Origin of the sequence: Brevundimonas diminuta, assembly GCF_039673845.1 — a bacterium.
Lineage (GTDB): Bacteria > Pseudomonadota > Alphaproteobacteria > Caulobacterales > Caulobacteraceae > Brevundimonas > Brevundimonas diminuta_E.
On the sequence record NZ_JBDJMK010000009.1, the window covers coordinates 23,128 to 46,150 of the forward strand.

Consider the following 23,023-nt stretch of genomic DNA (forward strand, 5'->3'; position numbering starts at 1 on the left):
GATTTCTCGACCATCACAGCCATCGGCAGCACGGTTGACCAGATAGCCGGCACGCTACTGGCTATCCTGATCCAAGCCCCCTATCCCGCCTTCTCAGGCAGGTGGAAGAAGTCGACGAACCGCTCGAACGTCGCCCGGTCGCCCTCGATCGTCATGGCCCCCTCGGCTTCCAGAGCCGCCAGCGGAACCTTGCCGTAGACGGCAGCGGCCACGACCTGCGCGGGCGCGCGCACCACGACATCGCAGCCCTCGACTTCGCCGCGCATGGCGTCGATGACGCCGCCCGTCACGCTGACCACCATCCGGTCCTCGTCCAGCGCAAAGCCCAGCCGCATCTCGGCGCCCTGCGCGCGCGTCGCGTCGAACATCGTCCTGAACGACTGCATGATGGAGACGGCGCTGATCGGCAGGGTCGGGTCGTGCTGGGGCGAACGCGCGGCCCAGCGGCCCAGCACCATGAAGACCGGCTCGATCTCATAGCCCCAGTCGGTCAGCTCATAGACCTGGACCGAGGCGGGCGGCGGCAGCTTGCGGCGACGGACCACGCCCGAGGCCTCCAGCCCCTCCAGCCGCTGGGTCAGCACATTGGCCGACAGGCCGCACAGGTCTTTTCGCAGGTCGCTGAAACGGCGCGGCCCCATCATGAGTTCTCTGATGACCAGCAAGGCCCAGCGCTCGCCCACAAGGTCCAGCCCGTGCGCCGCACCGCAGGCGTCGTGATAGCGCCGGGACCGGGCTTCAGACTTTGTGGTTACTTTTTCTAACTTCATAGTTGACTAACATAACATCGAGGCGCAGAACGACCAACATCATAGGGCAGGCCGTCCGGGGAGGGAGGGCCGCGCAAAGGGAGGAACCCGCCGATGCCCAAGCTGATCTTCATCAACCTGCCGGTCGCCGACCTGCCGCGTTCAGTCGCCTTCCATGAGGCGGTCGGCGCAACCATGAACCCGCGCTTCTCGGATGAGACGGCGGCCTGCATGGTCTTTTCCGACACCATCCACGTCATGCTGCTGACGCATGAGAAGTTCTCCAGCTTCACCGACCGCGCCATCCCCGATGCGCACAGGACGGCCCAGATGCTGATCTGCGTGTCGGAGGACAGCCGCGAGGGCGTCGACGCCGTGATCGACCGCGCGGGCGCTGCGGGCGGCCAGACCGACCCCAATCCGGCCCAGGACTACGGCTTCATGTACGGCCGTAGCTACGCCGATCCCGACGGCCACATCTGGGAGGTCATGTGGATGGACCCCGAGGCCGTCGCCCAGGGGCCAGAGGCTTTCGCCGCCCAGATCGGCGGAGGCTGAGCCATGAGCAACAAGATCATCCCCTGCATCTGGTACGATCTGGGTCAGGCGAAGAAGGCGGCCGAATTCTATGTCTCGCTGGGCCTGCCCGACAGCCGCATCGACCGCGTCATCGCCAGCCCCGCCGACAATCCCTCCAGCCCCGCCGGGTCCGAACTGCTGGTCGAGTTCACCCTGGCCGGACGACGCTACGTCGGCCTGAACGGCGGCCCGGCCTTCCCCCAGACCCAGGCCGTGTCCTTCATGATCCTGACGGAGGATCAGACTGAAACCGACCGCCTGTGGGACGCCATCGTCGGCCATGGCGGAACCGAAAGCGCCTGCGGCTGGTGCAAGGACCGCTGGGGGGTGAACTGGCAGATCACGCCGCGCCGCCTGATGGCCTTCTACGATGATCCCGACCCCGCCCGCACCCGGGCGGCCTTCGAGGCCATGATGACGATGCACAAGATCGACATCGCCGCCCTGGACGCCGCCGCTGATGCGGCGTCCAAGGCTTCTTAGCGGGCCGCGGTCAGAAGGCTCCGCCTTCTCGACCCGACGCGGCCTGAGACCAGATACGGCCTGAATTGTCGCTTTCCACCAAGACTGAGGCTGTGCCTGCCCCGACGATCCGCCCCCGTCCCTCAAACAGCGAGCCGCCGCGCGGCGAGCGATAGGGCCAACCCTCAAAGGAGAACCACGATGAGCTACGTCACAGGCTTCCTGACCCCCGTAAAGGCCGAGAACAAGGCGCGCTACATCGAGTCCGCCCGCGTTTCATGGCCGCTGTTCAAGAGCTACGGCGCCCGGGCCCATGTCGAGAACTGGGGCGTCGACGTGCCCGACGGCAAGGTCACCAGCTTCCCCATGGCGGTGAAGCTGGAAGAGGGCGAGGTCGTCGTCTTCTCCTGGCTGATCTGGCCCGACAAGAAGACCGCCGACGACGCCTGGGCCAGAATGCAGGACGACCCGGCCATGGCGAACATGGACATGCCCTTCGACGGCCAGCGCATGATGTGGGGCGGCTTCGAAACCATCTTTGACGAGAAGAAATAGGGCCTTTCCCTCGGTCCGCTTTCCCGCCCCTCTATCCTCGCTCCCTCTCCCTGCCGTCATCCTCGGGCTTGACCCGAGGATCGAGCGCAAGGCGCGCTCATTCTTACTGATGTCGAGCAGGCAGATAACCCGATCCTCGGGTCAAGCCCGAGGATGACGGCGAGAAACGGGAAATGAAGCGTACCCCTTTCCCAAAAAGAAAAAGGGCGGCCCCGTCGGAGCCGCCCTTTGCTTTTTGTCGTCCGAGCCCCGGATCAGCTGTCCAGGAAGCTCCGCAGCTTCCGCGACCGCGAGGGGTGCTTCAGCTTGCGCAGGGCCTTGGCCTCGATCTGACGGATGCGCTCGCGCGTAACCGAGAACTGCTGGCCGACTTCTTCAAGGGTGTGGTCGGTGTTCATGCCGATGCCGAAGCGCATCCGCAGGACGCGTTCTTCGCGCGGGGTCAGCGAGGCCAGCACGCGGGTCGTCGTTTCGCGCAGGTTCGACTGGATGGCGGCGTCGATCGGCAGGACGGCGTTCTTGTCCTCGATGAAGTCGCCCAGATGGCTGTCTTCCTCGTCGCCGATCGGCGTTTCGAGGCTGATCGGCTCCTTGGCGATCTTCAGAACCTTGCGGACCTTTTCCAGCGGCATGGCCAGACGTTCGGCCAGTTCTTCCGGGGTCGCCTCGCGGCCGATCTCGTGCAGCATCTGGCGCTGGGTGCGGACGATCTTGTTGATCGTCTCGATCATGTGCACCGGGATGCGGATGGTGCGGGCCTGGTCGGCAATCGAGCGGGTGATGGCCTGACGGATCCACCAGGTGGCGTAGGTCGAGAACTTGTAGCCGCGGCGGTACTCGAACTTGTCGACCGCCTTCATCAGGCCGATGTTGCCCTCCTGGATCAGGTCCAGGAACTGCAGGCCGCGGTTGGTGTATTTCTTGGCGATGGAGATGACCAGGCGCAGGTTGGCCTCGACCATTTCCTTCTTGGCCTGACGGGCCTCGCGCTCGCCCTTCTGCACCATCTGGACGATGCGGCGATAGTCGTCGATCGGCACCCCGGCCTCAGAAGCCACGCTGGCGATCCGGCCGCGGATGTCGGCGATCTGGGCGGATTCATTCTCGCTGAACTTGGTCCAGCGGACGCCCATTTCCTTGATGCGCTCGGCCCAGTTCGGGTCCGTCTCCGAGCCGAAATAGGCCTTCAGGAATTCCGGGCGCGAAATGCCGTAGCCGTCGGCCAGACGCAGCAGGCGGCCTTCCTGACCGATCAGACGCTTGTTGATGGCATACAGCTGGTCGACCAGCGCCTCGATCCGGGCGTTGTTCAGCTTCATCGTCTTCAGGCGGTCCGAGATCGCCGTCGACAGGGCCTCATAGGTCTTCTGGTCCTTGGCGGTCAGGACCTCGCCCTTCAGGCGCGCCTCGACCAGCTTGTCCTGCAGCTTGCGGAAGTCGCTGAAGTCCGTGGCGATGGCGTCCAGCACCTCCATGACGCCGTCGCGCAGCTCGGCTTCCAGCGCCGAGATCGACATGGCGCCGCCGTCGTCGAAGTCCTCGTCGTCGTCCTCTTCGCCGTCGCCGTCCGGCTCGCCGGTCGGCTGGGCCGGGGCGGGCTGGTTATGCGGCAGGGACGAGGGGTTCAGGATGCCGTAGGTGGCGTCCAGATCGATCACTTCACGCAGAAGAATGCGATTGTTGGCCAGTTCGTCGCGCCACACCATGATGGCCTCGAACGTCAGGGCGCTTTCGCACAGCCCCGAGATCATGGCGTCGCGGCCCGCCTCGATGCGCTTGGCGATGGCGATTTCGCCCTCGCGGCTCAGCAGCTCGACCGTGCCCATTTCGCGTAAGTACATCCGCACGGGGTCGTCGGTGCGGTCATAGGCGGACTTGGCGGGCGTCTCGGCGACCGAGGTCTCGGCGGCGGCGGCCACGTCGGTGCCGGTCGCCTCGGCGGCGTCCTCTTCGGCTTCGACGACGTTGACGCCCATCTCCGACAGCATGGCCAGAATGTCTTCGATCTGGTCGGGCGTGACTTCCTCGGACGGCAGGACCTTGTTCAGCTCCTCCATCGTCACATAGCCGCGCGTCTTCGCCTGACGGATGAATTTCTTCACTCCGGCGTCGGTGAGATCGAGCAGGGGCCCGTCGGTGTTGGTTTCGGCGTCCTGCGTCTCGGTCTGCGCGCTCATTCAGTCTGTCTCCACGGCCGGCGGGGGGTGATCAGTCCCCTGCGGCGAAAATACAACGCCCGACAACTTCGTTCACGACGAAGAAGTCGAGTCTTCCCAAATCGTTCCGGTCTTGATGGCCCGTCGCAACGCATCGCGCTCGGCCTTCACCAGAGCGAAAGCCGAGGTGTCGAAAGCCTTGTGGGCCTCCGACTTTGCTGAAGCGAGCGCCTCGTCCAACGCCGCTGCGCGGGTCAGAGCGTCGAACGCCTGCGACCACCGGGTCCTCGCCTCGCCGAGGGGCTTGTCTGTAGCCAGGAATGGCGCGCCGGACTTCGCCGCCGCCTTCTCGACCTCGCGCAACATGGCGTCATGACCCGATTGGGCCAGATGGCGGCGCAGGGCGGCGGAGTCAAGGGTCCGGCCCGAGAAACGCAGCCGCACCATCTCCTGCGCCAGTCCGTCCAGCGCCGGATCGCCGAAGCCATAGCGCGCCACCGCCTCCATGTGATCGTCCAGCCGCTCCGGGTCGTCCAGCGCTCCGTGAGCGAGCGCGGCGGCGATCGGCTCGACCGACCGGAACAGGGCCTGCATGGCCTGCGCCCCCTCGACCGTCTGCCCCTGCAGCGGCGGCGGCCCGCGCCAGCGCCCGCCCGGCCCGGTCCGTCCGCCCGGCTGGGGAGGCCGCTGCTGTTGCTGACGCGGGAACAGGGCGTCGAAGCGGTCGAACAGGTCGCGGCGATACTGTTCGGCCAGATCCTTGTCCTGCACGGCGTTGGCCGCCTGACGCAGCCGCCCCTTCAGCCCCGCCTTGCGCTCGGGCGTGTCCAGCGGTTCGGCCTCGACCTCGCGGCGGAACAGCACCTCGGCGAAGGGCCGCGTCGTCGCCATCGCCTGACGCAGCGCCGGCGCCCCGCGATCGCGCAGGATGTCGTCCGGGTCCTGCCCCCCCTCCAGCAGGGCGAAGCGGAACGACTTGCCCGGCTTCAGCAGCGGCAGCGCCCGCTCGATCGAACGATAGGCGGCGCGCAGGCCCGCCGCGTCGCCGTCGAAGCTCAACACCGGCTCGGACGAGACGCGCCACAGACGCTCCATCTGCTCTTCGGTCAGGGCCGTGCCCATCGGCGCCACGGCCGGCAGCCCGGCCCGGTGGCAGGCGATGACGTCCATATAGCCTTCGACGACGATGATGCCCTGCTCGCCCCGGCTCTCGGCGCCCATGATCCGCCGCGCTTCGGGCAGGCCGTAAAGGGTCGAGCCCTTGTGAAACAGCGACGTCTCCGGCCCGTTCAGATATTTCGCCCGGTCATCCGGGTTCATCGCCCGCCCACCGAAGCTGACGATGCGGCCGCGCGCGTCCAGAATGGAGAACATCAGCCGGTCGCGGAAACGGTCATAGGGCTGGCCGCCCCCTTCCGGCGCGATCAGCAGCCCCGCCTCGACCAGATCGCCCGGCCGCGCCCCGCGCTGGACCAGCGCCTGCTTCAGCCCCTCGCGGTCGTTGGGCGCATAGCCGAGGCCGAAGCGCTCCCACTGGTCCTCCGGCAGGCCGCGCTTCTCCAGATAGTCGCGCGCCGCCTTGCCGACGCTGCGGCGCAGATTGGCGGCGAACCATTTCTGGGCCAGGTCCATCCAGTCGGCCAGACCCTGACGCTTCTGCTCGCGCTCGGCGGCCTGAGGGTCTTCGGCGGGCAACTGCATCCCCGCCTCGCCCGCCAGTCGGCTGACCGCCTCGACGAAGCTGAGCCGCTCCGTCTCCTGCAGGAAGCTGATGATGTCGCCGTGCTTGCCCGAGCTGAAGTCGTGGAAGAAGCCCTTGTCGTCATTGACGAAGAAGCTGGGCGACTTCTCCTTCGAGAAGGGGCTCAGGCCGACGAACTCGCGTCCCTGACGCTTGAGCTTCACCGTCCGCCCGATCACGTCGGACGGCCGAAGGCGCGCCTTCAGTTCCTCGATGAAGCGCTCGTCGAACCGCAAAATAGACCCCTACAAACCCCCTCTTTCACAGGAGGGAGGGTCACCTACCCTAGAACAGCGGCGACCACCACGCCAGCGCAGCCCTTTCCGCAGCGCTACGTCTGGGCTTTAAGTCGTCCCAGCCTAGCCGGAGCCGTTGAGACCATGCGCCATCTTCGCCTGCTGATCCTGATGCTGCTGCCCGCCGTCTTCCTGACGCTGGGCGCCTGCCAGACCATTCCGCGCCCGGACTTCCAGGCCGCCGATCTGGCCGCCGCCAGCCCGCCGTGGCGCTATGACTTCCGCACCGAGGACGAGCGCTCCCGCTTCGTGCGCGAGACGATCAACGCCCAGAACGCCGCCCGCGACGGCAGCTTCGATATTCTGGCCCTGTCCGGCGGCGGGGCCAACGGCGCCTATGGGGCGGGCGTCATGGTCGGCTGGAGCCAGGCCGGAACCCGGCCCGACTTCGAGGTCGTGACGGGGGTGTCGACCGGCGCCCTGATCGCCCCCTTCGTCTTTGCGGGCCAGCGCTTCGATCCGGCGCTGGAGCACGCCTATACCGGCGGCCAGACCGATGAACTGCTGAAGACGCGCGGCCTCTACGCCCTGATGCTGCCCGGGGTGTTCAAGCCCGAGCCCCTGACCAATCTGGTGCTGAACAACATCTCGCCCGAGCTGCTGGCGGCCATCGCCGACGAGCATCGCAAGGGCCGCCGCCTCTATGTCTCGACCACCAGTCTGGACACCCAGACCCAGGTCGTCTGGGACATGGGCGCCATCGCCCAGCGCAACGACGACGCCTCGCGCCTGCTGTTCGTCAATGTGCTGATCGCCTCGGCCAGCATTCCCGGCGCCTTCCCGCCCGTCCTGCTGGACGTCGAGCATCAGGGCCGCCGCATTCAGGAACTGCACGTCGACGGCGGCACCGTCTCCAGCTTCCTGGTCGTGCCGCAGGCCCTGCTGCTCGACACGCCTGAAAACCGTCCGCTGGGCAACGCCCGCGTCTGGATCGTCGTCAACGGCAAGTGGGATCCCCGTTTCGAGGTCGCCCGCATCTCGGCGGTCAGCATCGCCACCCGCAGTTTCGACACCATGATGAAGGCCCTGCAGCGCGCCGACCTGACCGCCATCACCCAGTTCGCGCACCGCCACAACATGAGCCTGTCGGTCGCCGCCATACCCGACGACGCCGAGGCCAATACCCTGGACTTCACCCAGGCCCACATGACCGAACTGTTCCAGACCGGCGAGAACGAAGCCCGGGCCGGACGCGCCTTCGACCAGCGCGTCGAGCCGTCACAGGGCCGCTCCAACCGCCGCCGCCCGGCCGAACCTGCGTCCGCCGACGCGCCCAAAAGTTAATCCGCCATTAACCATATTGTCGACAATGCGACGATAACCATCTGATTGCGAACAATATTTTCGCGTAACAGCGGAACTGTCCACAAGGCTTGTGGATTGATTCAAAGCCTCTGAAACAGGGGCTGTGTTCCTGACGGCGTCGCCGCGGATTGCGTGCGGCGCCGGTCGCAGACGGGCATCGCCCGGATTGGTTTCGTCATGTTCATCGCCATCGCCCGCCCGGCGGTGGAGCCCAAAGGCCCCGACGCCGTCGCCGTCCCCGGCTCTCCCGCTGTTCCCCTGTCCCAGCCGCGCGCGCTGCACGCCCGCCTGCTGAACAACGCCGCCCTGCGCCGCCGCCGCGGGCAGTTGCGACGGCAGGAGAACCGCAGCGAAGACGCCGACTACTGGCTGCACGCCGCCCTCGCCGCCATCGGCAAGGCCGCCGAACTGCGCCGCGCGCAGGCCGTCCCCCTGCCCTGAAGACGGGGGCCTTAAGCCTCAGCGCAACTCGGGCAGGCGCCGCGCCAGCGATTCCTTCAGCTTGCGCCCGCGGTCGGACAGGCTCTTGCCGCGACGGCGCTCGCGCGTCTCGAAATCGGGCGCCCAGCGGTCATGCATGGCGGCCATCAGGGTCGGGTGGCGGTCGTACTGGTGCACGATGGCGCTGACCCCGCCGTCCGGATTGACGATGGAGCCGTCCTTCAGCGACAGGCTGTCGCCGGGCGTCAGACCCACGGTGGCGATCCGGCCGTAGTTGGCCCTCGCCTCCCCTTCGACCAGTCCTAGATGCAGGGCGATGTTGCAGGCCGCCTGATCGGCGCCGAACGCCCCGCCGATTTCCGAGCGCGGAATGGCCGCCAGCATCAGCAGGGTGCGGCAGAAGCGGATCATGCAGTCACGCGGCCCCATGACGGTGCCGACGCAGACGCACGGCCTGTCGGCCAGCGCCCGCGCCACGTCCTCGCCGCCGACCCCGCGCAGATATTTCATGTTGAAGGCGTGGCCCTTCAGCCCGCCGTCATATTCGACATAGAACTCAGGCCCGGCGGGCGGCGGATCAAACGGCGGCGCCTGAAACACCACATCGCGCACATCGGTCATCAGCACATGGCGCGCCCATGGACGCTGGCTCATCACCACGTCGAAGGCGGCGAAACGCTGCATCACCGGATGCGGGCGCCACGCCCCGGCGCAGGCGACTGCCGGGGGAACGCTGTCCACCCCATGTTCGGCCAGAAAGGCCAGAAGCTCCGGCTGCTGATCCGTGACCAGCACCACCGGCCCGGCGTAGACCGCACGCAGCGAACGGACGAAAATCGCTATGTCCGCCGCCTCATAGCCGGTGGCGTACCCTAGAATCAGATCCTGTTCGTCCGCCGCAAAGGTCGCAGAGGCCCCCCTCTCGCCTGCGATCGCGGCGGCGACCCAACCCAGATAGGCCGATTTCGCCGCCGGTGAAGCCATTTACGCCCTCATGGAATCCACGAAACGCTTGAACAGATAGAGGCTGTCGGTCGGGCCCGACGAGGCTTCCGGGTGATGCTGCACGCTGAACACGGGCTTGCCCTTCAGCGCGATGCCGCAGTTCGTACCATCAAACAGCGACACATGTGTTTCAACCACGCCTTCGGGCAGGCTGTCGCGGTCGACGGCGAACTCGTGGTTCATCGAGACGATCTCGACCTTGTCCGTGGTCAGATCCTTGACCGGATGGTTGGCGCCATGGTGGCCCTGTTCCATCTTCAGCGTCTTGGCGCCCAGGGCGATGGCCAGCATCTGGTGGCCCAGGCAGATGCCCATCAGCGGCTTGCCGCTGTCCAGCAGCTTCTTGATCTCAGGCACGGCGTATTGGCCGGTCGCGGCCGGATCGCCCGGGCCGTTGGACAGGACGACGCCGTCGGGATTGCGCGCCAGAATCTCTTGCGCCGTGGTCGAGGCGGGCACCACCGTGATCTTCACCCCGGTCGAGGCCAGGGCGCGCAGGATGTTGCGCTTGACGCCATAGTCGACGACCACCACCGAACGGTCGCCGGCCTCGGCCTGAACATAGCCGTTGGGCCAGTCCCAGGCGCCCTCGGTCCATTCAAAGGCCTGGGTGGTCGAGGCGTCCTTGGCCAGATCCAGCCCGACCAGACCCTTCCAGTCGCGCGCCTGCGCCGTCAGGGCCTCCAGATCGAACTGGCCGTCGGGATCATGGGCGATGACGGCGTGGGGCGCGCCCTTTTCACGGATCAGCTGGGTCAGGGCGCGGGTGTCCACCCCCGCCAGACCGATGACGCCGCGCGACTTCATCCAGCCGTCCAGCCCGCCCGTGGCGCGCCAGTTGGCCGGCTCGGTCGGCACGTCGCGCAGAATGACGCCCCGGGCGGCGCGCTCGGGCGCCTCGCCGATCTGTTCGACGTCTTCCAGATTCACGCCGACGTTGCCGATGTGCGGGAAGGTGAAGGCCAGGATCTGGCTCATGTACGAAGGGTCGGTCAGGATTTCCTGATAGCCCGACATGGCGGTGTTGAAGACCACCTCGCCGACGGCCGAACCGGTCGCGCCGACGCCGATCCCCGACAGGACCGTTCCATCTGCGAGCACGAGGACGCCTGTGGCGCCGGACAGGATGTGAGTCGTCATGGCGCAGGGCTCCTAGCAGTGAATACGGGCGGACAAACGGCGGCGTGACTAAAGAGATGCAGGGTCCGGGTCAACACGTCACCTGATTAAGTGTTCTGGAAGCGCCCCTGCCCCTTGCGAACCCACAGCCAGGCCAGGCTGGTGACGGCGAAGAAACCGACGCTGGGCCAGATATAGCCCCCCGCCGCCGCCGCGACCGCAAAGGCCGAGAACATCGCCCCGCCGCAGGCCAGCATCCGCCAGCCCAGCTTGCGCGTCAGCTTCCACAGCGTGACCGAACACAGGGCGTAAAGGCACAGCGTCAGCACCGAGGTCACGCCGATCAGCACGCCGAACTGCTGGCCCAGCGTCGGCTGGGCGCTGGCGATCACCATGGCGCTCATGATGGCGCCGTTGATCAGGGGGTTGGACAGGGGCGTCTTGCCCTTCTTGGCCCCGCCGAACCAGCGCGGCAGCCAGCCCGCCTCGGCCGAGGCGCGCGCCGTCTCTCCGCCCATCATGGTCCAGCCCGCGATGGTGCCGGTCGCCTTGATGACGGCGCAGGCCGCCACCAGCCCGGCCACCGAGGCCCCCATGACCCGCGCCACCAGATCGGCATAGGGGCTGGTCGAATGGGCCAGAACGTCGGCCGGAATGACGCCGAACACCGCCACGCTGGCCGCCACATAGACGACGAAGGCCAGCAGCACCCCGCCCAGCGAGGCGCGCCCCACATCGGTCGCCGGATTCTTCACCTGACTGGACAGGGCCGCCGCGCTCTCGACGCCCAGAAAGGCCCAGAAGATCACGGCCAGCGACGCCGGAACCGTCTTCATCAGCGGCTCTCCCGCCGGGCTCCACGACGCGGTGAAGGTGTCGCCACTGAAGGCGATGGCCCCGGCGATGATGGCCAGAGCGATCGGGATCAGCCCCAGCACCAGGGTGATCGCCCCGAACCGCGCCGCCGTCTTCGACCCGGCCGCATAGGCCGCCGTGGTCAGCCAGATCAGCGCCAGATTACTGAGCGCCCCCCACATCGGCTCCTTCAGCGCCGGAAAGAAGAAGGCCAGATAGCCGGTCCCCGCCACCGCCACGGCGACGTTGCCGGTCAGGCAGGCCGCCCAATAGGCCAGCCCCGTCTGATAGCCCAGAAACCGCCCCAGCCCGCGCCGGGCGAAATCCGACAGGCCGTCGGCCTCCGGCTGCATCCGCCCCAGCCCGCCGAACACCAGCGCCAGCGTCACCGCACCGATGCCGCAGACGATCCAGCCGATGATGCTGCTGCTGCCGGTCGGCGCCAGGGTGGCGGGCAGCAGATAGACGCCCGATCCGATCATATTGCCCGCCACCACGAGGGCGGCCAGGCCCCAGCCGATGCGGTGCGAGGGTTCAGGCAGGATGTCGACTTGGCTCATGCCCGCCGCATAGACCGAAATGTCGCAGCCGTCGCCATGAAGATTCTTTCCACACCGCCCCCTTCCCTCCGCTCATCCCGGCGGACGCGGGGATCCAGTCTTTTGGCTTCAGGCGCACCCTGAGGGCGTCACCTGCTTTCGCCCGGCCGCAGCGGAAGAGGCTCTTACTGAATCCCGGCGTCCGGCGGGATGAGCGGCACAGGGAACCATGCTAATGCCCCCGGCCAGAAGTTCTGGAGTTCCCCCATGCCCGTCACCACGGTCGGCCTCGATGCCGACGACACCCTCTGGCACAATGAGACCATCTTCCGCCTGAGCCAGAAGCGCTTCTCCGAACTTCTGGCCGACCACGCCGAAGAGCCGGTGATGATGGAGCGTCTGGCCGCCGTCGAGCGCCGCAACCTGCGTCTCTACGGCTACGGGGTGAAGGGCTTCACCCTGTCGATGCTGGAGACGGCGATGGAGCTGTGCGACGGCTCGGCCCCGCCCCACATCGTGCGCGAGATCCTGGCCGCCGGTCGCGAGATGCTGACCCACCCCGTCGAGACCCTGCCCGGCGTCGACGAGACCCTGGCCGAACTGGCAGAGAACTACCGCCTCGTGCTCGTGACCAAGGGCGACCTGATGGACCAGGAGCGCAAGCTGGCGGCCTCGGGTCTGGGCGAACTGTTCGCCGCCGTCGAGATCGTGTCGGAGAAGGACCGCTCGACCTATGACCGCGTCTTCGCCCGCCACGGCTCGGGCGCGGCCGAGGCGGTGATGGCCGGCAACTCCATGAAGTCCGACGTCCTGCCCGCCATCGAGGCGGGGGCGTGGGCGGCGCACATCCCCTACCACATCACCTGGGCCCACGAACTGGCCGACGCCCCCGAAGGCGAGCCCCGCTACGTCAGCCTCAGCCGCATCGGCGAACTCCCCGACTGGATCGCCGCCATCGATCAATAGGCCACCCTCTCCCGGCGGGAGAGGGCTTGAGCGCACGGCGGCGTAGCCGTCGTTCTGGCGCGAAAGGGTGAGGGGTTTGTCCCATCAGTCGGCGTCAGCCGCCGCGCGACGGCCCTTGGCCGACTTCATCCGGGAACCCTCCCCCCTTGGCTGCTCTGCGTCGCCCCCCAAGAAATCGCGCCCGCCCCATTCTGGCCCTTGCTCACCGGCCCCTCCCTCTCTAAACGGGCCGCTTAACCGACAACCCGAACGGATCGGCCGCGAGCGCGCTCGCGCCCGTCCGTCTGCGCGCGTGGAGACCGCCGCCCTGACCAGTCATGAAGAAAAGGACGCCATGGTGCGCGCCGCGCTCATTGAGCAGGGCGACAGCGGGATCACCCCGCGCCATACGCTGTTCTACTTCTACGGCGAGGAAGAGGCGCACGGCGACCTGTGCGAGGTGGCCCGCCGTGCGGGCTTCCTGACGCGGGGCCAGGGCGACATGACCGTCCTGGAGACCACCATGCCGGTCGACGAGGCGTCGTTTTCGCCTGTGTCGGCCATGATGCAAACCTGGGCCGCGGCCTTCCAGCTCGACTACGACGGCTGGGAGTGCGCGGTCGTGACGAACTGAGACGAACGCCGATGCCCAAGCGCACAGACATCAAGTCCATCCTGATCATCGGCGCCGGTCCGATCGTCATCGGCCAGGCGTGCGAGTTCGACTATTCGGGCGTTCAGGCCTGTAAGGCGCTGAAGGCCGAGGGCTACCGGGTCATCCTGGTCAACTCGAACCCCGCCACCATCATGACCGACCCGGAGGTGGCCGACGCCACCTATATCGAGCCGATCACGCCCGAGATGGTCGAGAAGATCATCGCCAAGGAGAAGCCGGACGCCCTCTTGCCCACCATGGGCGGCCAGACGGCGCTGAACACGGCCCTGGCTTTGAACGCTTCGGGCGCCCTGGCCCGACACGGCGTCGAGATGATCGGCGCCAAGGCCGAGGTCATCGACAAGGCCGAGGACCGTCAGAAATTCCGCGACGCGATGGACAAGCTGGGTCTGGAATCGCCCCGCTCGCGCGCCATCCACCACATTGAAGAAGCCGACGACGCCCTGGCCTTCGTGGGCCTGCCCGCCATCATCCGCCCGTCCTTCACGCTCGCGGGCACCGGCGGCGGCATCGCCTACAACGTCGAGGAATTCCACGAGATCGTGGAGCGGGGCCTGGACCTGTCGCCGACCACCGAAGTGCTGATCGAAGAGTCGGTGCTGGGCTGGAAGGAATATGAGATGGAGGTCGTCCGCGATCATGCGGACAACTGCATCATCATCTGCTCGATCGAGAACATCGACCCGATGGGCGTCCACACCGGCGACAGCATCACCGTCGCCCCGGCCATGACCCTGACGGACAAGGAATATCAGATGATGCGCGCGGCCTCGATCGCCGTGCTGCGCGAGATCGGAGTCGAGACGGGCGGCTCGAACGTCCAGTTCGCGGTCAACCCCAAGGACGGTCGTCTGGTCGTCATCGAGATGAACCCGCGCGTGTCGCGCTCCTCGGCGCTGGCGTCCAAGGCCACCGGCTTCCCGATCGCCAAGATCGCCGCCAAGCTGGCCGTCGGCTATACGCTGGACGAGCTGAAGAACGACATCACCATGGTGACCCCGGCCAGCTTCGAGCCGGCCATCGACTATGTCGTCACCAAGATCCCGCGCTTCGCCTTCGAGAAATATCCGGGCTCGGAGCCGTCGCTGACCACGGCGATGAAGTCGGTCGGCGAGGTCATGGCCATCGGCCGCACCTTCCAGGAATCCATGCAGAAGGCCCTGCGCGGGCTGGAAACGGGCCTGAACGGCTTCGACGACATTGAGATCGACGGCGTGGCCGGCGCCGAGGACGACGCCGCGATCAAGGCCGCCGTCATCCGCGCGCTCGGCCTGCCGACGCCGGACCGCATCCGCGTCATCGCCCAGGCCTTCCGCCACGGCCTGACGGTGGAAGAGGTTCAGGCCGCCTGCGCCTATGAGCCGTGGTTCCTGCGCCAGATCGCCGACCTGATCCGCACCGAAGGCCACGTCCGCGTTCAGGGCCTGCCCACCGACGCGACCGACTTCCGCAAGCTGAAGGCCAAGGGCTTCTCCGACGCCCGTCTGGGCGCCCTGACCGGCAAGACCGAGGGCGAGGTCCGCAAGGCCCGCCGCGCGCTGGCCGTGCGCCCGGTGTTCAAGCGCATCGACACCTGCGCCGCCGAGTTCGCCTCCGCCACCGCCTATATGTATTCGACCTATGAGACCGGCGCGCTCGGTCAGGTTCCGGCCTGCGAGGCCGAGGTGTCGGATCGCAAGAAGGCCGTCATTCTGGGCGGCGGTCCGAACCGCATCGGTCAGGGCATCGAGTTCGACTACTGCTGCTGCCACGCGGCCTTCGCCTTCGACGACATCGGCGTCGAGAGCATCATGGTCAACTGCAACCCCGAGACGGTCTCGACCGACTACGACACCTCCGACCGCCTGTATTTCGAGCCGCTGACGGCCGAAGACGTGCTGGAGCTGATCGACGTCGAACGCTCCAAGGGCGAACTGATCGGCGTGGTCGTCCAGTTCGGCGGCCAGACCCCGCTGAAGCTGGCCCATGCGCTTCAGGAAGACGGCGTGCCGATCCTGGGCACCAGCGTCGACAGCATCGACCTGGCCGAGGACCGCGAGCGCTTCCAGCAGATGCTTCAGGCCATCGGCCTGCAACAGCCGCCCAACGCCCTGGCCCGCTCGGCCGAGGAAGCCGCCGTCAAGGCCGAGGAGGTCGGCTATCCGATCGTCCTGCGCCCGTCCTATGTGCTGGGCGGCCGCGGCATGATGATCGTCCACGATCGTGAAGGTCTGGACCGCTACGTCGGCGAGGCCATGCGCGTCTCGGGCGACGATCCCGTGCTGATCGACCACTATCTGAACCGCGCCACCGAGGTGGACGTCGACGCCCTGTGCGACGACGAAACCGTCTTCGTCGCGGGCGTGCTTGAGCATATCGAGGAAGCCGGCGTCCACTCGGGCGACAGCGCCTGCTCCATGCCGCCCTTCTCCCTGCGCCCGGAAACCGTGGCCGAGCTGAAGCGCCAGACCACCGCCATGGCCAAGGCCCTGAAGGTGCGCGGCCTGATGAACGTGCAGTTCGCCATCGAGGAGCCGCACAGCGAGAACCCGCGCATCTTCGTCCTCGAAGTGAACCCACGCGCCAGCCGCACGGCGCCCTTCGTGGCCAAGACCATCGGCCAGCCGGTCGCCGCCATCGCCGCCAAGGTCATGGCCGGGGTTCCGCTGTCGTCCTTCGGTCTGGTCGACAAGGATCTGGACCACATCGCGGTCAAGGAAGCCGTCTTCCCGTTCGCGCGCTTCGCCGGGGTCGACACCATCCTGGGCCCGGAAATGCGCTCGACCGGCGAGGTCATGGGCCTGGACTGGAAGCGTGAGGGCGAGGCCGATCTGGCTCCCGCCTTCGCCCGCGCCTTCGCCAAGTCCCAGACCGGCGGCGGCACCATCCTGCCGACCGAGGGCACGGCCTTCGTCTCGGTGCGCGACGCCGACAAGCCCTTCATCGTCGAGGCGGTGAAGACCCTGCTGACGCAGGGCTTCGCTGTCATCGCCACCGGCGGCACCCACACCTATCTGACCGAACAGGGCCTTGAGGTCGGTCTGGTCAAGAAGGTGCTGGAAGGCCGTCCGAACATCGTCGACGCCATGAAGAACGGCGAGGTCCAGCTGGTCTTCAACACCACGGACGGCAAGCAGGCCCTGGCCGACAGCTTCTCGATCCGCCGCACGGCGCTGATGATGAAGATCCCCTACTACACCACGGCGTCCGGCTCCCTGGCTGCCGCCCAGGCCATCGCCGCCGTCCGCCACGGCGAACTGGATGTCCGCCCGATCCAGTCCTACAACTGAGATCAGGCTTCGAACTGAAGAAAGGCCCCCGCCGAGCAATGGTCGGGGGCCTTTTCCTTTCCTCCCCATTCCATGGGGAGGGGGACCGCGAAGCGGTGGAGGGGTCGCTTCACGCACGTCGCCCTGCCGCCCTCTACGTGCCGCCCTCCTCTGCCTCCCGCCTCTCGCCCTACACCTCCCGCCGTCATCCTCGGGCTTGACCCGAGGATCCAGGGCAGCGACGCGCGCATCCTTTCCAACGCCACGCAGACGGACGGCTGGATCCTCGGGTCAAGCCCGAGGATGACGGCGGATAAATGAACACCCTTCCCCGGTTGCCCCCTCCCCCCCAGCGGCTAAGGTCGCATCTGACAACGGAGGGGACATCACCATGAAGAAAACCACGCTCACCGCCATTCTGGCCGCCGTTCTGGCCGCCGGTTCCGCGCCCGCCATCGCCCAGAACGCCAATGACGCCGCCGCGCTGAAGGCCGCGGTCAAGGCGGACTACGACGCCAACCTCGGCGCCCTGTTCGACCATTTCCACCGCAATCCCGAACTGTCCGGCCTCGAAGTCCAGACCTCGGCCCGCATGGCGCAGGAGCTGCGCGCGCTCGGCTATGACGTCACCACCGGCGTCGGCGGCACCGGCGTGGTCGCCGTCCTGCGCAACGGCGCCGGGCCCACGGTCATGATCCGCGCCGACATGGACGGCCTGCCGGTCGAGGAACAGTCGGGCCTGTCCAACGCCTCCACCGCCCGTCAGGTCGACAGCGACGGCGTAGAGAAGCCCGTCATGCACGCCTGCGGTCATGATGTTCACATCACCGCCCTGATCGGCACGGCCCGGCAGATGCAGGCGCGCAAGGCCAACTGGTCCGGCACCCTGGTCCTGGTCGCCCAACCGGCCGAGGAGCGTATCTTCGGCGCCCGCGCCATGGTGCAGGACGGCCTCTATTCGCGCTTCCCCAAGCCGGACTACGCCCTGGCCTTCCACGTCTCGTCCGACACGCCGACGGGCCGCATCGGCGTGCCGCTGGGCATCACCTCGTCCAGCGCGGACAGCGTGGACATCGCCGTCCACGGCGTCGCCACCCACGGCGCCTCGCCGCACATGGGGGTCGACCCCATCTTCGTCGCCTCGCACATCGTGGTGGCGCTGCAATCCCTGCGCAGCCGCGAGATCAGCCCGCTGGAAGGCGCCGTGGTCACGGTCGGCGCCATCAAGGGCGGCATCAAGCACAACATCATTTCCGACCGCGTCGACATGCAGCTGACCGTCCGCGCCGACAGCCCCGAGGCGCGCGCCAAGCTGCTGGACGGCATCGACCGCATCTCGGCCAACACCGCCCGCGCCCTGGGCGTGCCCGAGGATAGGCTGCCGACCGTCGTCCGCTCGCCGCTGGAGAACACCCCGCCCACCATTAACGACGCCGAGACCGCCGCACGCGTCCGCGAGGCCCTGACCGCCGCCCTGGGCGAAGGGGTGCTGATCGACAATCCGCGCACCGGCATGGGCGCCGAGGACTTCGCCGAGTTCGTCACCCCCGAACTGGGGGTGAAGGGCGTCTACTTCCGCGTCGGCGGCACCCCGGCCGATCAGGTCAAGAACGCGCCGGGCCACCACTCGGGCCTGTTCCGCATCACGCCCGAGCCCGCCGTCACCCTGGGGGTCGAAGGTTCGGTGCTGGCCGCCGAGGCCCTGATGCCGAAACGGTAAAGGCCAGTGAACCGGGCGGCGTCTGGCTCGTTCAGGGGAAGACATCCCCCTCTCCCAAGGAGACGCCGCCCATGTTCCTGCCCAGCATTCCTGCCCTTGTCGGCAGCGTCCTGTTGTCCCGCCGCGGCCGCACCGTCGTCGGCCGCCACGCGGGCAAGATCGCCCTGGCCGCCCTTGCGTGGCAGCTGTGGAAGAACCGCCCCGGCGCCAGCGAAGACGCGCCTGCGGTGAAGGCCGCCCCCTCCTCGCGCCGTCGTTCACGCCGCCGCGCACGCTAAAACCTGCGCTCCAGCATCCGGCCGTGACCGCCCACGCGGCGGCGCGCGCGAAGGACACCGGCCATGATCACCGTTCACCACCTGAACGATTCCCGCTCCCAGCGGGTGCTGTGGCTTCTGGAGGAACTGGGTCTCGACTATGAGATCCGGCGCTATCAGCGCGACCCGGCCACCCTGCTGGCGCCCGCCGCGCTCAGGGCCGTTCATCCGCTGGGCAAGTCGCCCGTGCTGGACGACGGCGACATCCGCGTCGCCGAGACAGGTGCGGTATTCGAGCATCTGCTGGACGCCCATGACCCGCAGGGCCGCCTGCGTCCGGCGCGGGGCACGGCGGACGGGCGGCGGTTCGCCTATTGGCTGCACTATGCGGAAGGGTCCGCCATGCCGCCCCTGCTGATGAAGCTGGTGTTCAGCCAGCTGCCCAGACGGGCGCCGGGTCTGGTGCGCCCTGTCGTCAACGCCGTGGCGGCAAAGACCCAGAGCAGCTTCATCGACCCCCAGCTGAAGACCCACGCCGACTGGCAGGAGGCCGAACTGGCCGCCACCGGCTGGTTCGCCGGCCCGGATTTCAGCGCCGCCGACATCATGATGAGCTTTCCGCTGGAAGCCGCCGCCAGCCGCTCTATCGACCGCGCCGCCTATCCCAACATCGACCGCTTCCTCAGCGCCATCCACGCCCGCCCCGCCTATCAGCGGGCGCTGGAGCGCGGCGGCGAATACGCCTACGCCTGACCGGCCAACGCATAATGACGGCAACCGCCGGGCCTGCGGCGCGTTAACACTTTCATGCGCCTGTCTGTCGCCCAAGTGATCGCGGCCCTGTTTGCGGCCGTCTGTTTCGTCATCGCCTTCATCGCGACCGGGGTCGCGGTGGTGTCCGGCGTCTTCATGCTTATGGCGCTGGCCTGTCTGGGCTTTATCGCCCTCAGCGCGCTGCGACGGGCGTTCGGCCGCGACCGCCTGCGCCGTGATCCGTCCGCCTCGATCCGCCCGCCGGTTCAGCCTCCGGCGTCCTGAGCCGCGGCGTCGGGAAACGCCTGCGCGCTTGCGCCGCGCAGGATGACAGTGTTTCGCTATCTTGAGTTTGGGCGTCGGGCGCCCTACCTTCCTTGGCCGGTCACGCAACGCCCCCGTGGCCGCAGCGGTACCGGAACGTCTCTCACCTGTCTTCGGGCGTAGCAAGAAACTCACGACACAATGGAAAAAGTGCCGATGACGGCCGAGGGATATCGCTCCCTCGACGATCAACTCAAGCAATTGAAATCGGTGGAACGACCCAGCGTGATCGCCGCCATCGCGGAAGCCCGCGAACATGGCGATCTGTCTGAAAACGCCGAATACCACGCCGCCAAGGAGCGACAGGGCTGGATCGAGGGCTCGATCGCCGAGATCGAGGACAAGCTGTCCCGCGCCCAGGTGATCGACGTGTCCAAACTGTCCGGCGACCAGGTCAAGTTCGGCGCCACCGTCACCTTCGTCGACGAGGACACCGAGGAAGAGGGCGTCTATCAGATCGTCGGCGAACACGAAGCCGACGTGAAGCAGGGCAAGATCTCCATCGCCTCGCCGATCGCCCGCGCCCTGATCTCGAAAGAGGTCGGCGACGTGGTCGAGGTCAACACGCCCGGCGGGGTGAAGGCCTATGAGATCCTCAAGGTCGAGTGGAAGTAACCTCCGCCGACATCGAGGCTGAAGGCAGGGCGCGCGGCACAGCCGCGCGCCCTCTTTCCATCTGGGTCGTGTCCGACGGCCGCACCGGCATCCAGAACCAGGCCCTTGGGCTGGCCGAGGCCGTCGCCCGCCTGACCCCCGCCGATATCGCCGTAAACACCGTCCGCTGGCGCCCCGCCTTCGACCGCTGGCCTTCTAGCCTGAAGACTCCCGCCATGCTGGCGCCGGGGTCGTTCGATCCTCGCGCCGTGACCCAATGGCCCGACCTGTGGATCGCCACCGGCCGTGCCAGCCTGCCCCTGTCGGCCCGCGTGCGCGACTGGAGCGGCGGCCAGACCTTCGTCGTCCAGACCCAGGACCCGCGCTGGCGCAACGACCGTTATGACCTGATCGTCGCCCCCGCCCATGACGGCCTCAGCGGCCCCAACGTCCTGTCCATCACCGGCAGCCCCCACCGCATCACGCCGCAGCGTCTGGCCGAGGCCGCGCCCGCCTTCGCCGCGCGCATCGCCCTCCTGCCCCATCCGCGCGTGACGGTGATGGTGGGCGGGGCCTCCGCCGCCTTCGACCTGCCGCCCGCCCACGCCGCCCATCTGGCCGACCGGATCGCCGAGGCCGTCGCCGCCGCCAACGGCGCCCTGCTGCTGACCTATTCGCGCCGCACGCCGCAGGCGGCTAGGGCCGTGATGACCGACCACCTGTCGGCCCTGCCCGGCTGGATCTGGGACGGTACGGGCGACAACCCCCTGTTCGCCATGCTGGACGGCGCCGACCACATCCTCGTCACCGAGGACAGCGCCAACATGGCCGCCGAGGCCGCCTCGACCGGCAAGCCCGTCCACATCCTGCCCATGGTCGCCAAAAAGGCGCCGGGCAAGTTCGCCCGCCTGCACGCCGACCTTCAGGCCCGCGGCGCCGCCCGCCCCTTCGACGGCGCCCTGACGCCGTGGACCTATGCGCCGCTGAACGAGACGGACCGCGCCGCCCGCGCCGTTCTGGCGGCCATGCAGGCGCGCTGAAAACCGCCGCCGGGCCGTAAAGGTGGCGAAACGGCGCCATCGTCCCCATATGGAACGCTCAAGACAAAATGCAGCGCACGAACCGACGGCGGAAACGCCGGGCGGCGGGCTGCGTCTTGATCTCTCCTCGCTCCGTCACGGAAAGGACGCGCTGAATTGATCGTTGAAAACTTCATCCGCCTCTACACCCAGGATTTCAGCCGCATGGCTGGCCGCGCCGAGTTGGGGCAGGATGTCGATGAAGCCCTGACCCGCCGCCTGCGGGAAGCCGACGCCCACGCCAAGGTCATGGACCAGCACAAGGGCAAGGGGCATCTGACCGCCCTTGTCGCCCGCATCCGCGAAGACGCCGCCCTGTTCAACGGCCGCGTCATGCGCGACGGCTCCGACCCGGCCGAAGCCGCCGCGCGGCGTCAGGCCTTCCTGTCCAGCGTCGCCGACAGGCTGGAAAAACTGCGCAGGAACCGCGCCCTGGACGCCCGTCAGGAAGCCCTGGCCTGATCCCTTCGCGCCTATGTTCCGGCGGCGCATCCGCAACGCGCCGCCGGAGCATCTTCCGAAATGTCGCAGCGGCATCGCGCTTTGCGGAATCAGCGCCTAAATAGGCCCATGACCCAAGCCAACGCCCAAGCTCGCACCGTCCGCGTCGCCATCATCGGTTCCGGCCCCGCCGGCTGGACCGCCGCCATCTACGCCGCCCGCGCCTCGCTGAACCCGGTGATCATCGCCGGCCTGCAGCCCGGCGGCCAGCTGACCATCACCACGGACGTCGAGAACTATCCCGGCTTCGCCGAGACCATTCAGGGCCCCTGGCTGATGCAGCAGATGCAGGCCCAGGCCGAGCACGTCGGCACAGAGGTCATCCACGACATCGTCACCAGGGCCGACCTGTCCCAGCGCCCCTTCCGCCTGACGCTGGATTCAGGGACTGAACTGCTGGCCGAGACGGTCATCATCTCCACCGGCGCCCAGGCCAAATGGCTGGGTCTGGATTCCGAGGCCGCCTATCAGGGCTTCGGCGTCTCAGCCTGCGCCACCTGCGACGGCTTCTTCTATCGCGGCAAGCAGGTGGTCGTGGTCGGCGGCGGCAACACCGCCGTCGAGGAAGCCCTGTTCCTGACCAACTTCGCCGAGACCGTCACCGTGGTTCACCGCCGCGACGAGTTCCGCGCCGAGAAGATCCTTCAGGACCGCCTGTTCGCCCATCCCAAGGTCCGCGTGATCTGGGATTCGGCGGTCGAGGAAATCGTCGGCGTCGTCGACGGCGTGGCCCGCAACGTCACCGGCGTGCGCCTGAAGAACGTCAAGTCCGGCGACATCAGCGAAATCCCCGCCGACGGCGTCTTCATCGCCATCGGCCACGCGCCCTCGTCCGAACTGTTCGCCGGTCAGCTTGAAATCAAGTCGGGCGGCTATCTGGTCGTCAAACCCGGCACGGCCGCCACCGCCATCGAGGGCGTCTGGGCCGCCGGCGACGTCACCGACGACGTCTACCGCCAGGCCGTCACCGCGGCGGGCATGGGCTGCATGGCCGCCCTCGAAGCCGCCCGCTTCCTCGCCGAAGAAGACCACAAGGCCGCCCACCACCCCATCAGCCACAAGGAAGCCGAGAAGATCGGCGCCTGGTAAGGTCCAGAAGGCGCTTCAACGCGCCTCCGCCTGCC

General features: G+C 67.7%; 22 protein-coding genes. 16 read left to right on the plus strand and 6 right to left on the minus strand.

The features are described from left to right. Positions 1 to 80: 80 nt before the first annotated feature. On the minus strand, positions 81 to 770 hold the full coding sequence (locus ABE454_RS11055; protein WP_346531649.1) for a winged helix-turn-helix transcriptional regulator: 690 nt from the start codon (positions 768 to 770) through the stop codon (positions 81 to 83). A gap of 93 nt (positions 771 to 863) precedes the next feature. Between ABE454_RS11055 and ABE454_RS11060 the strand changes: the two genes are divergently transcribed. The 3 genes from ABE454_RS11060 (at position 864) to ABE454_RS11070 (ending at position 2,345) form a co-directional block, all read left to right on the plus strand. Beyond that, positions 864 to 1,307 (plus strand): VOC family protein, encoded by a 444-nt coding sequence (locus ABE454_RS11060; RefSeq protein ID WP_346531650.1) that lies wholly within the window; start codon positions 864 to 866, stop codon positions 1,305 to 1,307. A 3-nt stretch (positions 1,308 to 1,310) separates the two neighbouring features. Beyond that, a complete protein-coding gene (locus ABE454_RS11065) occupies positions 1,311 to 1,811 on the plus strand; it encodes a VOC family protein (protein WP_346531651.1) in 501 nt (166 codons plus the stop codon). Between the two features lie 180 nt (positions 1,812 to 1,991). Further along, positions 1,992 to 2,345, plus strand: coding sequence for a DUF1428 domain-containing protein (locus tag ABE454_RS11070; RefSeq protein WP_346531653.1), 354 nt, complete (start codon positions 1,992 to 1,994; stop codon positions 2,343 to 2,345). A gap of 254 nt (positions 2,346 to 2,599) precedes the next feature. Here ABE454_RS11070 and rpoD read toward each other — a convergent pair whose 3' ends face one another. Both rpoD and dnaG read right to left on the minus strand, forming a co-directional pair. After that, positions 2,600 to 4,522: an RNA polymerase sigma factor RpoD gene (rpoD, locus tag ABE454_RS11075; protein ID WP_346531655.1), complete on the minus strand. Its 1,923-nt coding sequence runs from the start codon at positions 4,520 to 4,522 to the stop codon at positions 2,600 to 2,602. 72 nt (positions 4,523 to 4,594) lie between these two features. Next, a complete protein-coding gene (gene dnaG / locus ABE454_RS11080) occupies positions 4,595 to 6,478 on the minus strand; it encodes a DNA primase (RefSeq protein WP_346531657.1) in 1,884 nt (627 codons plus the stop codon). Between the two features lie 144 nt (positions 6,479 to 6,622). On the opposite strand from dnaG, the gene ABE454_RS11085 reads away from it, so the two are divergent. Then, positions 6,623 to 7,822, plus strand: coding sequence for a patatin-like phospholipase family protein (locus ABE454_RS11085; RefSeq protein WP_346531658.1), 1,200 nt, complete (start codon positions 6,623 to 6,625; stop codon positions 7,820 to 7,822). Between the two features lie 153 nt (positions 7,823 to 7,975). Continuing rightward, positions 7,976 to 8,284: a hypothetical protein gene (locus ABE454_RS11090; protein WP_346531660.1), complete on the plus strand. Its 309-nt coding sequence runs from the start codon at positions 7,976 to 7,978 to the stop codon at positions 8,282 to 8,284. Between the two features lie 18 nt (positions 8,285 to 8,302). On the opposite strand, the gene ABE454_RS11095 is transcribed toward ABE454_RS11090, so the two are convergent. The 3 genes from ABE454_RS11095 to ABE454_RS11105 all read right to left on the minus strand — a co-directional run bounded on the left by ABE454_RS11095 (position 8,303) and on the right by ABE454_RS11105 (position 11,823). Beyond that, positions 8,303 to 9,268, minus strand: coding sequence for a hypothetical protein (locus tag ABE454_RS11095; protein ID WP_346531661.1), 966 nt, complete (start codon positions 9,266 to 9,268; stop codon positions 8,303 to 8,305). Further along, complete coding sequence (gene carA / locus ABE454_RS11100) at positions 9,269 to 10,429, minus strand: glutamine-hydrolyzing carbamoyl-phosphate synthase small subunit (RefSeq protein ID WP_346531663.1); 1,161 nt, start codon at positions 10,427 to 10,429, stop codon at positions 9,269 to 9,271. An 86-nt stretch (positions 10,430 to 10,515) separates the two neighbouring features. Beyond that, entirely contained in the window at positions 10,516 to 11,823 is a 1,308-nt protein-coding gene (locus ABE454_RS11105; protein ID WP_346531664.1) for an amino acid permease, read from the minus strand. A 246-nt stretch (positions 11,824 to 12,069) separates the two neighbouring features. Here ABE454_RS11105 and ABE454_RS11110 point away from each other — a divergent pair, with 246 nt between their 5' ends. From ABE454_RS11110 to trxB, 11 genes are all read left to right on the plus strand, one after another. Next, positions 12,070 to 12,768 (plus strand): HAD family hydrolase, encoded by a 699-nt coding sequence (locus ABE454_RS11110; protein WP_346531666.1) that lies wholly within the window; start codon positions 12,070 to 12,072, stop codon positions 12,766 to 12,768. 292 nt (positions 12,769 to 13,060) lie between these two features. Next, positions 13,061 to 13,381: a ribonuclease E inhibitor RraB gene (locus ABE454_RS11115; RefSeq protein WP_125900554.1), complete on the plus strand. Its 321-nt coding sequence runs from the start codon at positions 13,061 to 13,063 to the stop codon at positions 13,379 to 13,381. Between the two features lie 11 nt (positions 13,382 to 13,392). Then, positions 13,393 to 16,692, plus strand: coding sequence for a carbamoyl-phosphate synthase large subunit (carB, locus tag ABE454_RS11120; protein WP_346531667.1), 3,300 nt, complete (start codon positions 13,393 to 13,395; stop codon positions 16,690 to 16,692). A gap of 370 nt (positions 16,693 to 17,062) precedes the next feature. Beyond that, entirely contained in the window at positions 17,063 to 18,391 is a 1,329-nt protein-coding gene (locus tag ABE454_RS11125) for an amidohydrolase (protein ID WP_346531668.1), read from the plus strand. Positions 18,392 to 18,462: 71 nt separating this feature from the next. Beyond that, positions 18,463 to 18,669: a cysteine protease gene (locus ABE454_RS11130; protein WP_346531670.1), complete on the plus strand. Its 207-nt coding sequence runs from the start codon at positions 18,463 to 18,465 to the stop codon at positions 18,667 to 18,669. Positions 18,670 to 18,732: 63 nt separating this feature from the next. Continuing rightward, complete coding sequence (locus ABE454_RS11135; protein ID WP_346531671.1) at positions 18,733 to 19,401, plus strand: glutathione S-transferase; 669 nt, start codon at positions 18,733 to 18,735, stop codon at positions 19,399 to 19,401. A 54-nt stretch (positions 19,402 to 19,455) separates the two neighbouring features. Further along, positions 19,456 to 19,686, plus strand: a complete 231-nt coding sequence (locus ABE454_RS11140) for a hypothetical protein (protein ID WP_346531673.1) — start codon at positions 19,456 to 19,458, stop codon at positions 19,684 to 19,686. A gap of 180 nt (positions 19,687 to 19,866) precedes the next feature. Further along, a complete protein-coding gene (greA, locus tag ABE454_RS11145; RefSeq protein ID WP_313416173.1) occupies positions 19,867 to 20,340 on the plus strand; it encodes a transcription elongation factor GreA in 474 nt (157 codons plus the stop codon). Further along, on the plus strand, positions 20,331 to 21,359 hold the full coding sequence (locus tag ABE454_RS11150) for a mitochondrial fission ELM1 family protein (protein ID WP_346531675.1): 1,029 nt from the start codon (positions 20,331 to 20,333) through the stop codon (positions 21,357 to 21,359). The genes greA and ABE454_RS11150 overlap by 10 nt, the downstream gene beginning before the upstream one ends. Before the next feature lie 156 nt (positions 21,360 to 21,515). Further along, positions 21,516 to 21,860, plus strand: a complete 345-nt coding sequence (locus ABE454_RS11155; RefSeq protein WP_346531677.1) for a hypothetical protein — start codon at positions 21,516 to 21,518, stop codon at positions 21,858 to 21,860. A 108-nt stretch (positions 21,861 to 21,968) separates the two neighbouring features. After that, positions 21,969 to 22,988, plus strand: a complete 1,020-nt coding sequence (gene trxB, locus ABE454_RS11160) for a thioredoxin-disulfide reductase (protein WP_346531679.1) — start codon at positions 21,969 to 21,971, stop codon at positions 22,986 to 22,988. Positions 22,989 to 23,023 lie beyond the last annotated feature (35 nt).

Bases quoted from the DNA above. Each gene is read 5' to 3' on its own strand.
- ABE454_RS11055 (WP_346531649.1), bottom strand. From the start codon at position 770: ATGAAGTTAGAAAAAGTAACCACAAAGTCTGAAGCCCGGTCCCGGCGC.
- ABE454_RS11060 (WP_346531650.1), top strand. From the start codon at position 864: ATGCCCAAGCTGATCTTCATCAACCTGCCGGTCGCCGACCTGCCGCGT.
- ABE454_RS11065 (WP_346531651.1), top strand. From the start codon at position 1,311: ATGAGCAACAAGATCATCCCCTGCATCTGGTACGATCTGGGTCAGGCG.
- ABE454_RS11070 (WP_346531653.1), top strand. From the start codon at position 1,992: ATGAGCTACGTCACAGGCTTCCTGACCCCCGTAAAGGCCGAGAACAAG.
- rpoD (WP_346531655.1), bottom strand. From the start codon at position 4,522: ATGAGCGCGCAGACCGAGACGCAGGACGCCGAAACCAACACCGACGGG.
- ABE454_RS11085 (WP_346531658.1), top strand. From the start codon at position 6,623: ATGCGCCATCTTCGCCTGCTGATCCTGATGCTGCTGCCCGCCGTCTTC.
- ABE454_RS11095 (WP_346531661.1), bottom strand. From the start codon at position 9,268: ATGGCTTCACCGGCGGCGAAATCGGCCTATCTGGGTTGGGTCGCCGCC.
- carA (WP_346531663.1), bottom strand. From the start codon at position 10,429: ATGACGACTCACATCCTGTCCGGCGCCACAGGCGTCCTCGTGCTCGCA.
- ABE454_RS11105 (WP_346531664.1), bottom strand. From the start codon at position 11,823: ATGAGCCAAGTCGACATCCTGCCTGAACCCTCGCACCGCATCGGCTGG.
- ABE454_RS11110 (WP_346531666.1), top strand. From the start codon at position 12,070: ATGCCCGTCACCACGGTCGGCCTCGATGCCGACGACACCCTCTGGCAC.
- carB (WP_346531667.1), top strand. From the start codon at position 13,393: ATGCCCAAGCGCACAGACATCAAGTCCATCCTGATCATCGGCGCCGGT.
- ABE454_RS11125 (WP_346531668.1), top strand. From the start codon at position 17,063: ATGAAGAAAACCACGCTCACCGCCATTCTGGCCGCCGTTCTGGCCGCC.
- ABE454_RS11130 (WP_346531670.1), top strand. From the start codon at position 18,463: ATGTTCCTGCCCAGCATTCCTGCCCTTGTCGGCAGCGTCCTGTTGTCC.
- ABE454_RS11135 (WP_346531671.1), top strand. From the start codon at position 18,733: ATGATCACCGTTCACCACCTGAACGATTCCCGCTCCCAGCGGGTGCTG.
- ABE454_RS11140 (WP_346531673.1), top strand. From the start codon at position 19,456: ATGCGCCTGTCTGTCGCCCAAGTGATCGCGGCCCTGTTTGCGGCCGTC.
- greA (WP_313416173.1), top strand. From the start codon at position 19,867: ATGGAAAAAGTGCCGATGACGGCCGAGGGATATCGCTCCCTCGACGAT.
- trxB (WP_346531679.1), top strand. From the start codon at position 21,969: ATGACCCAAGCCAACGCCCAAGCTCGCACCGTCCGCGTCGCCATCATC.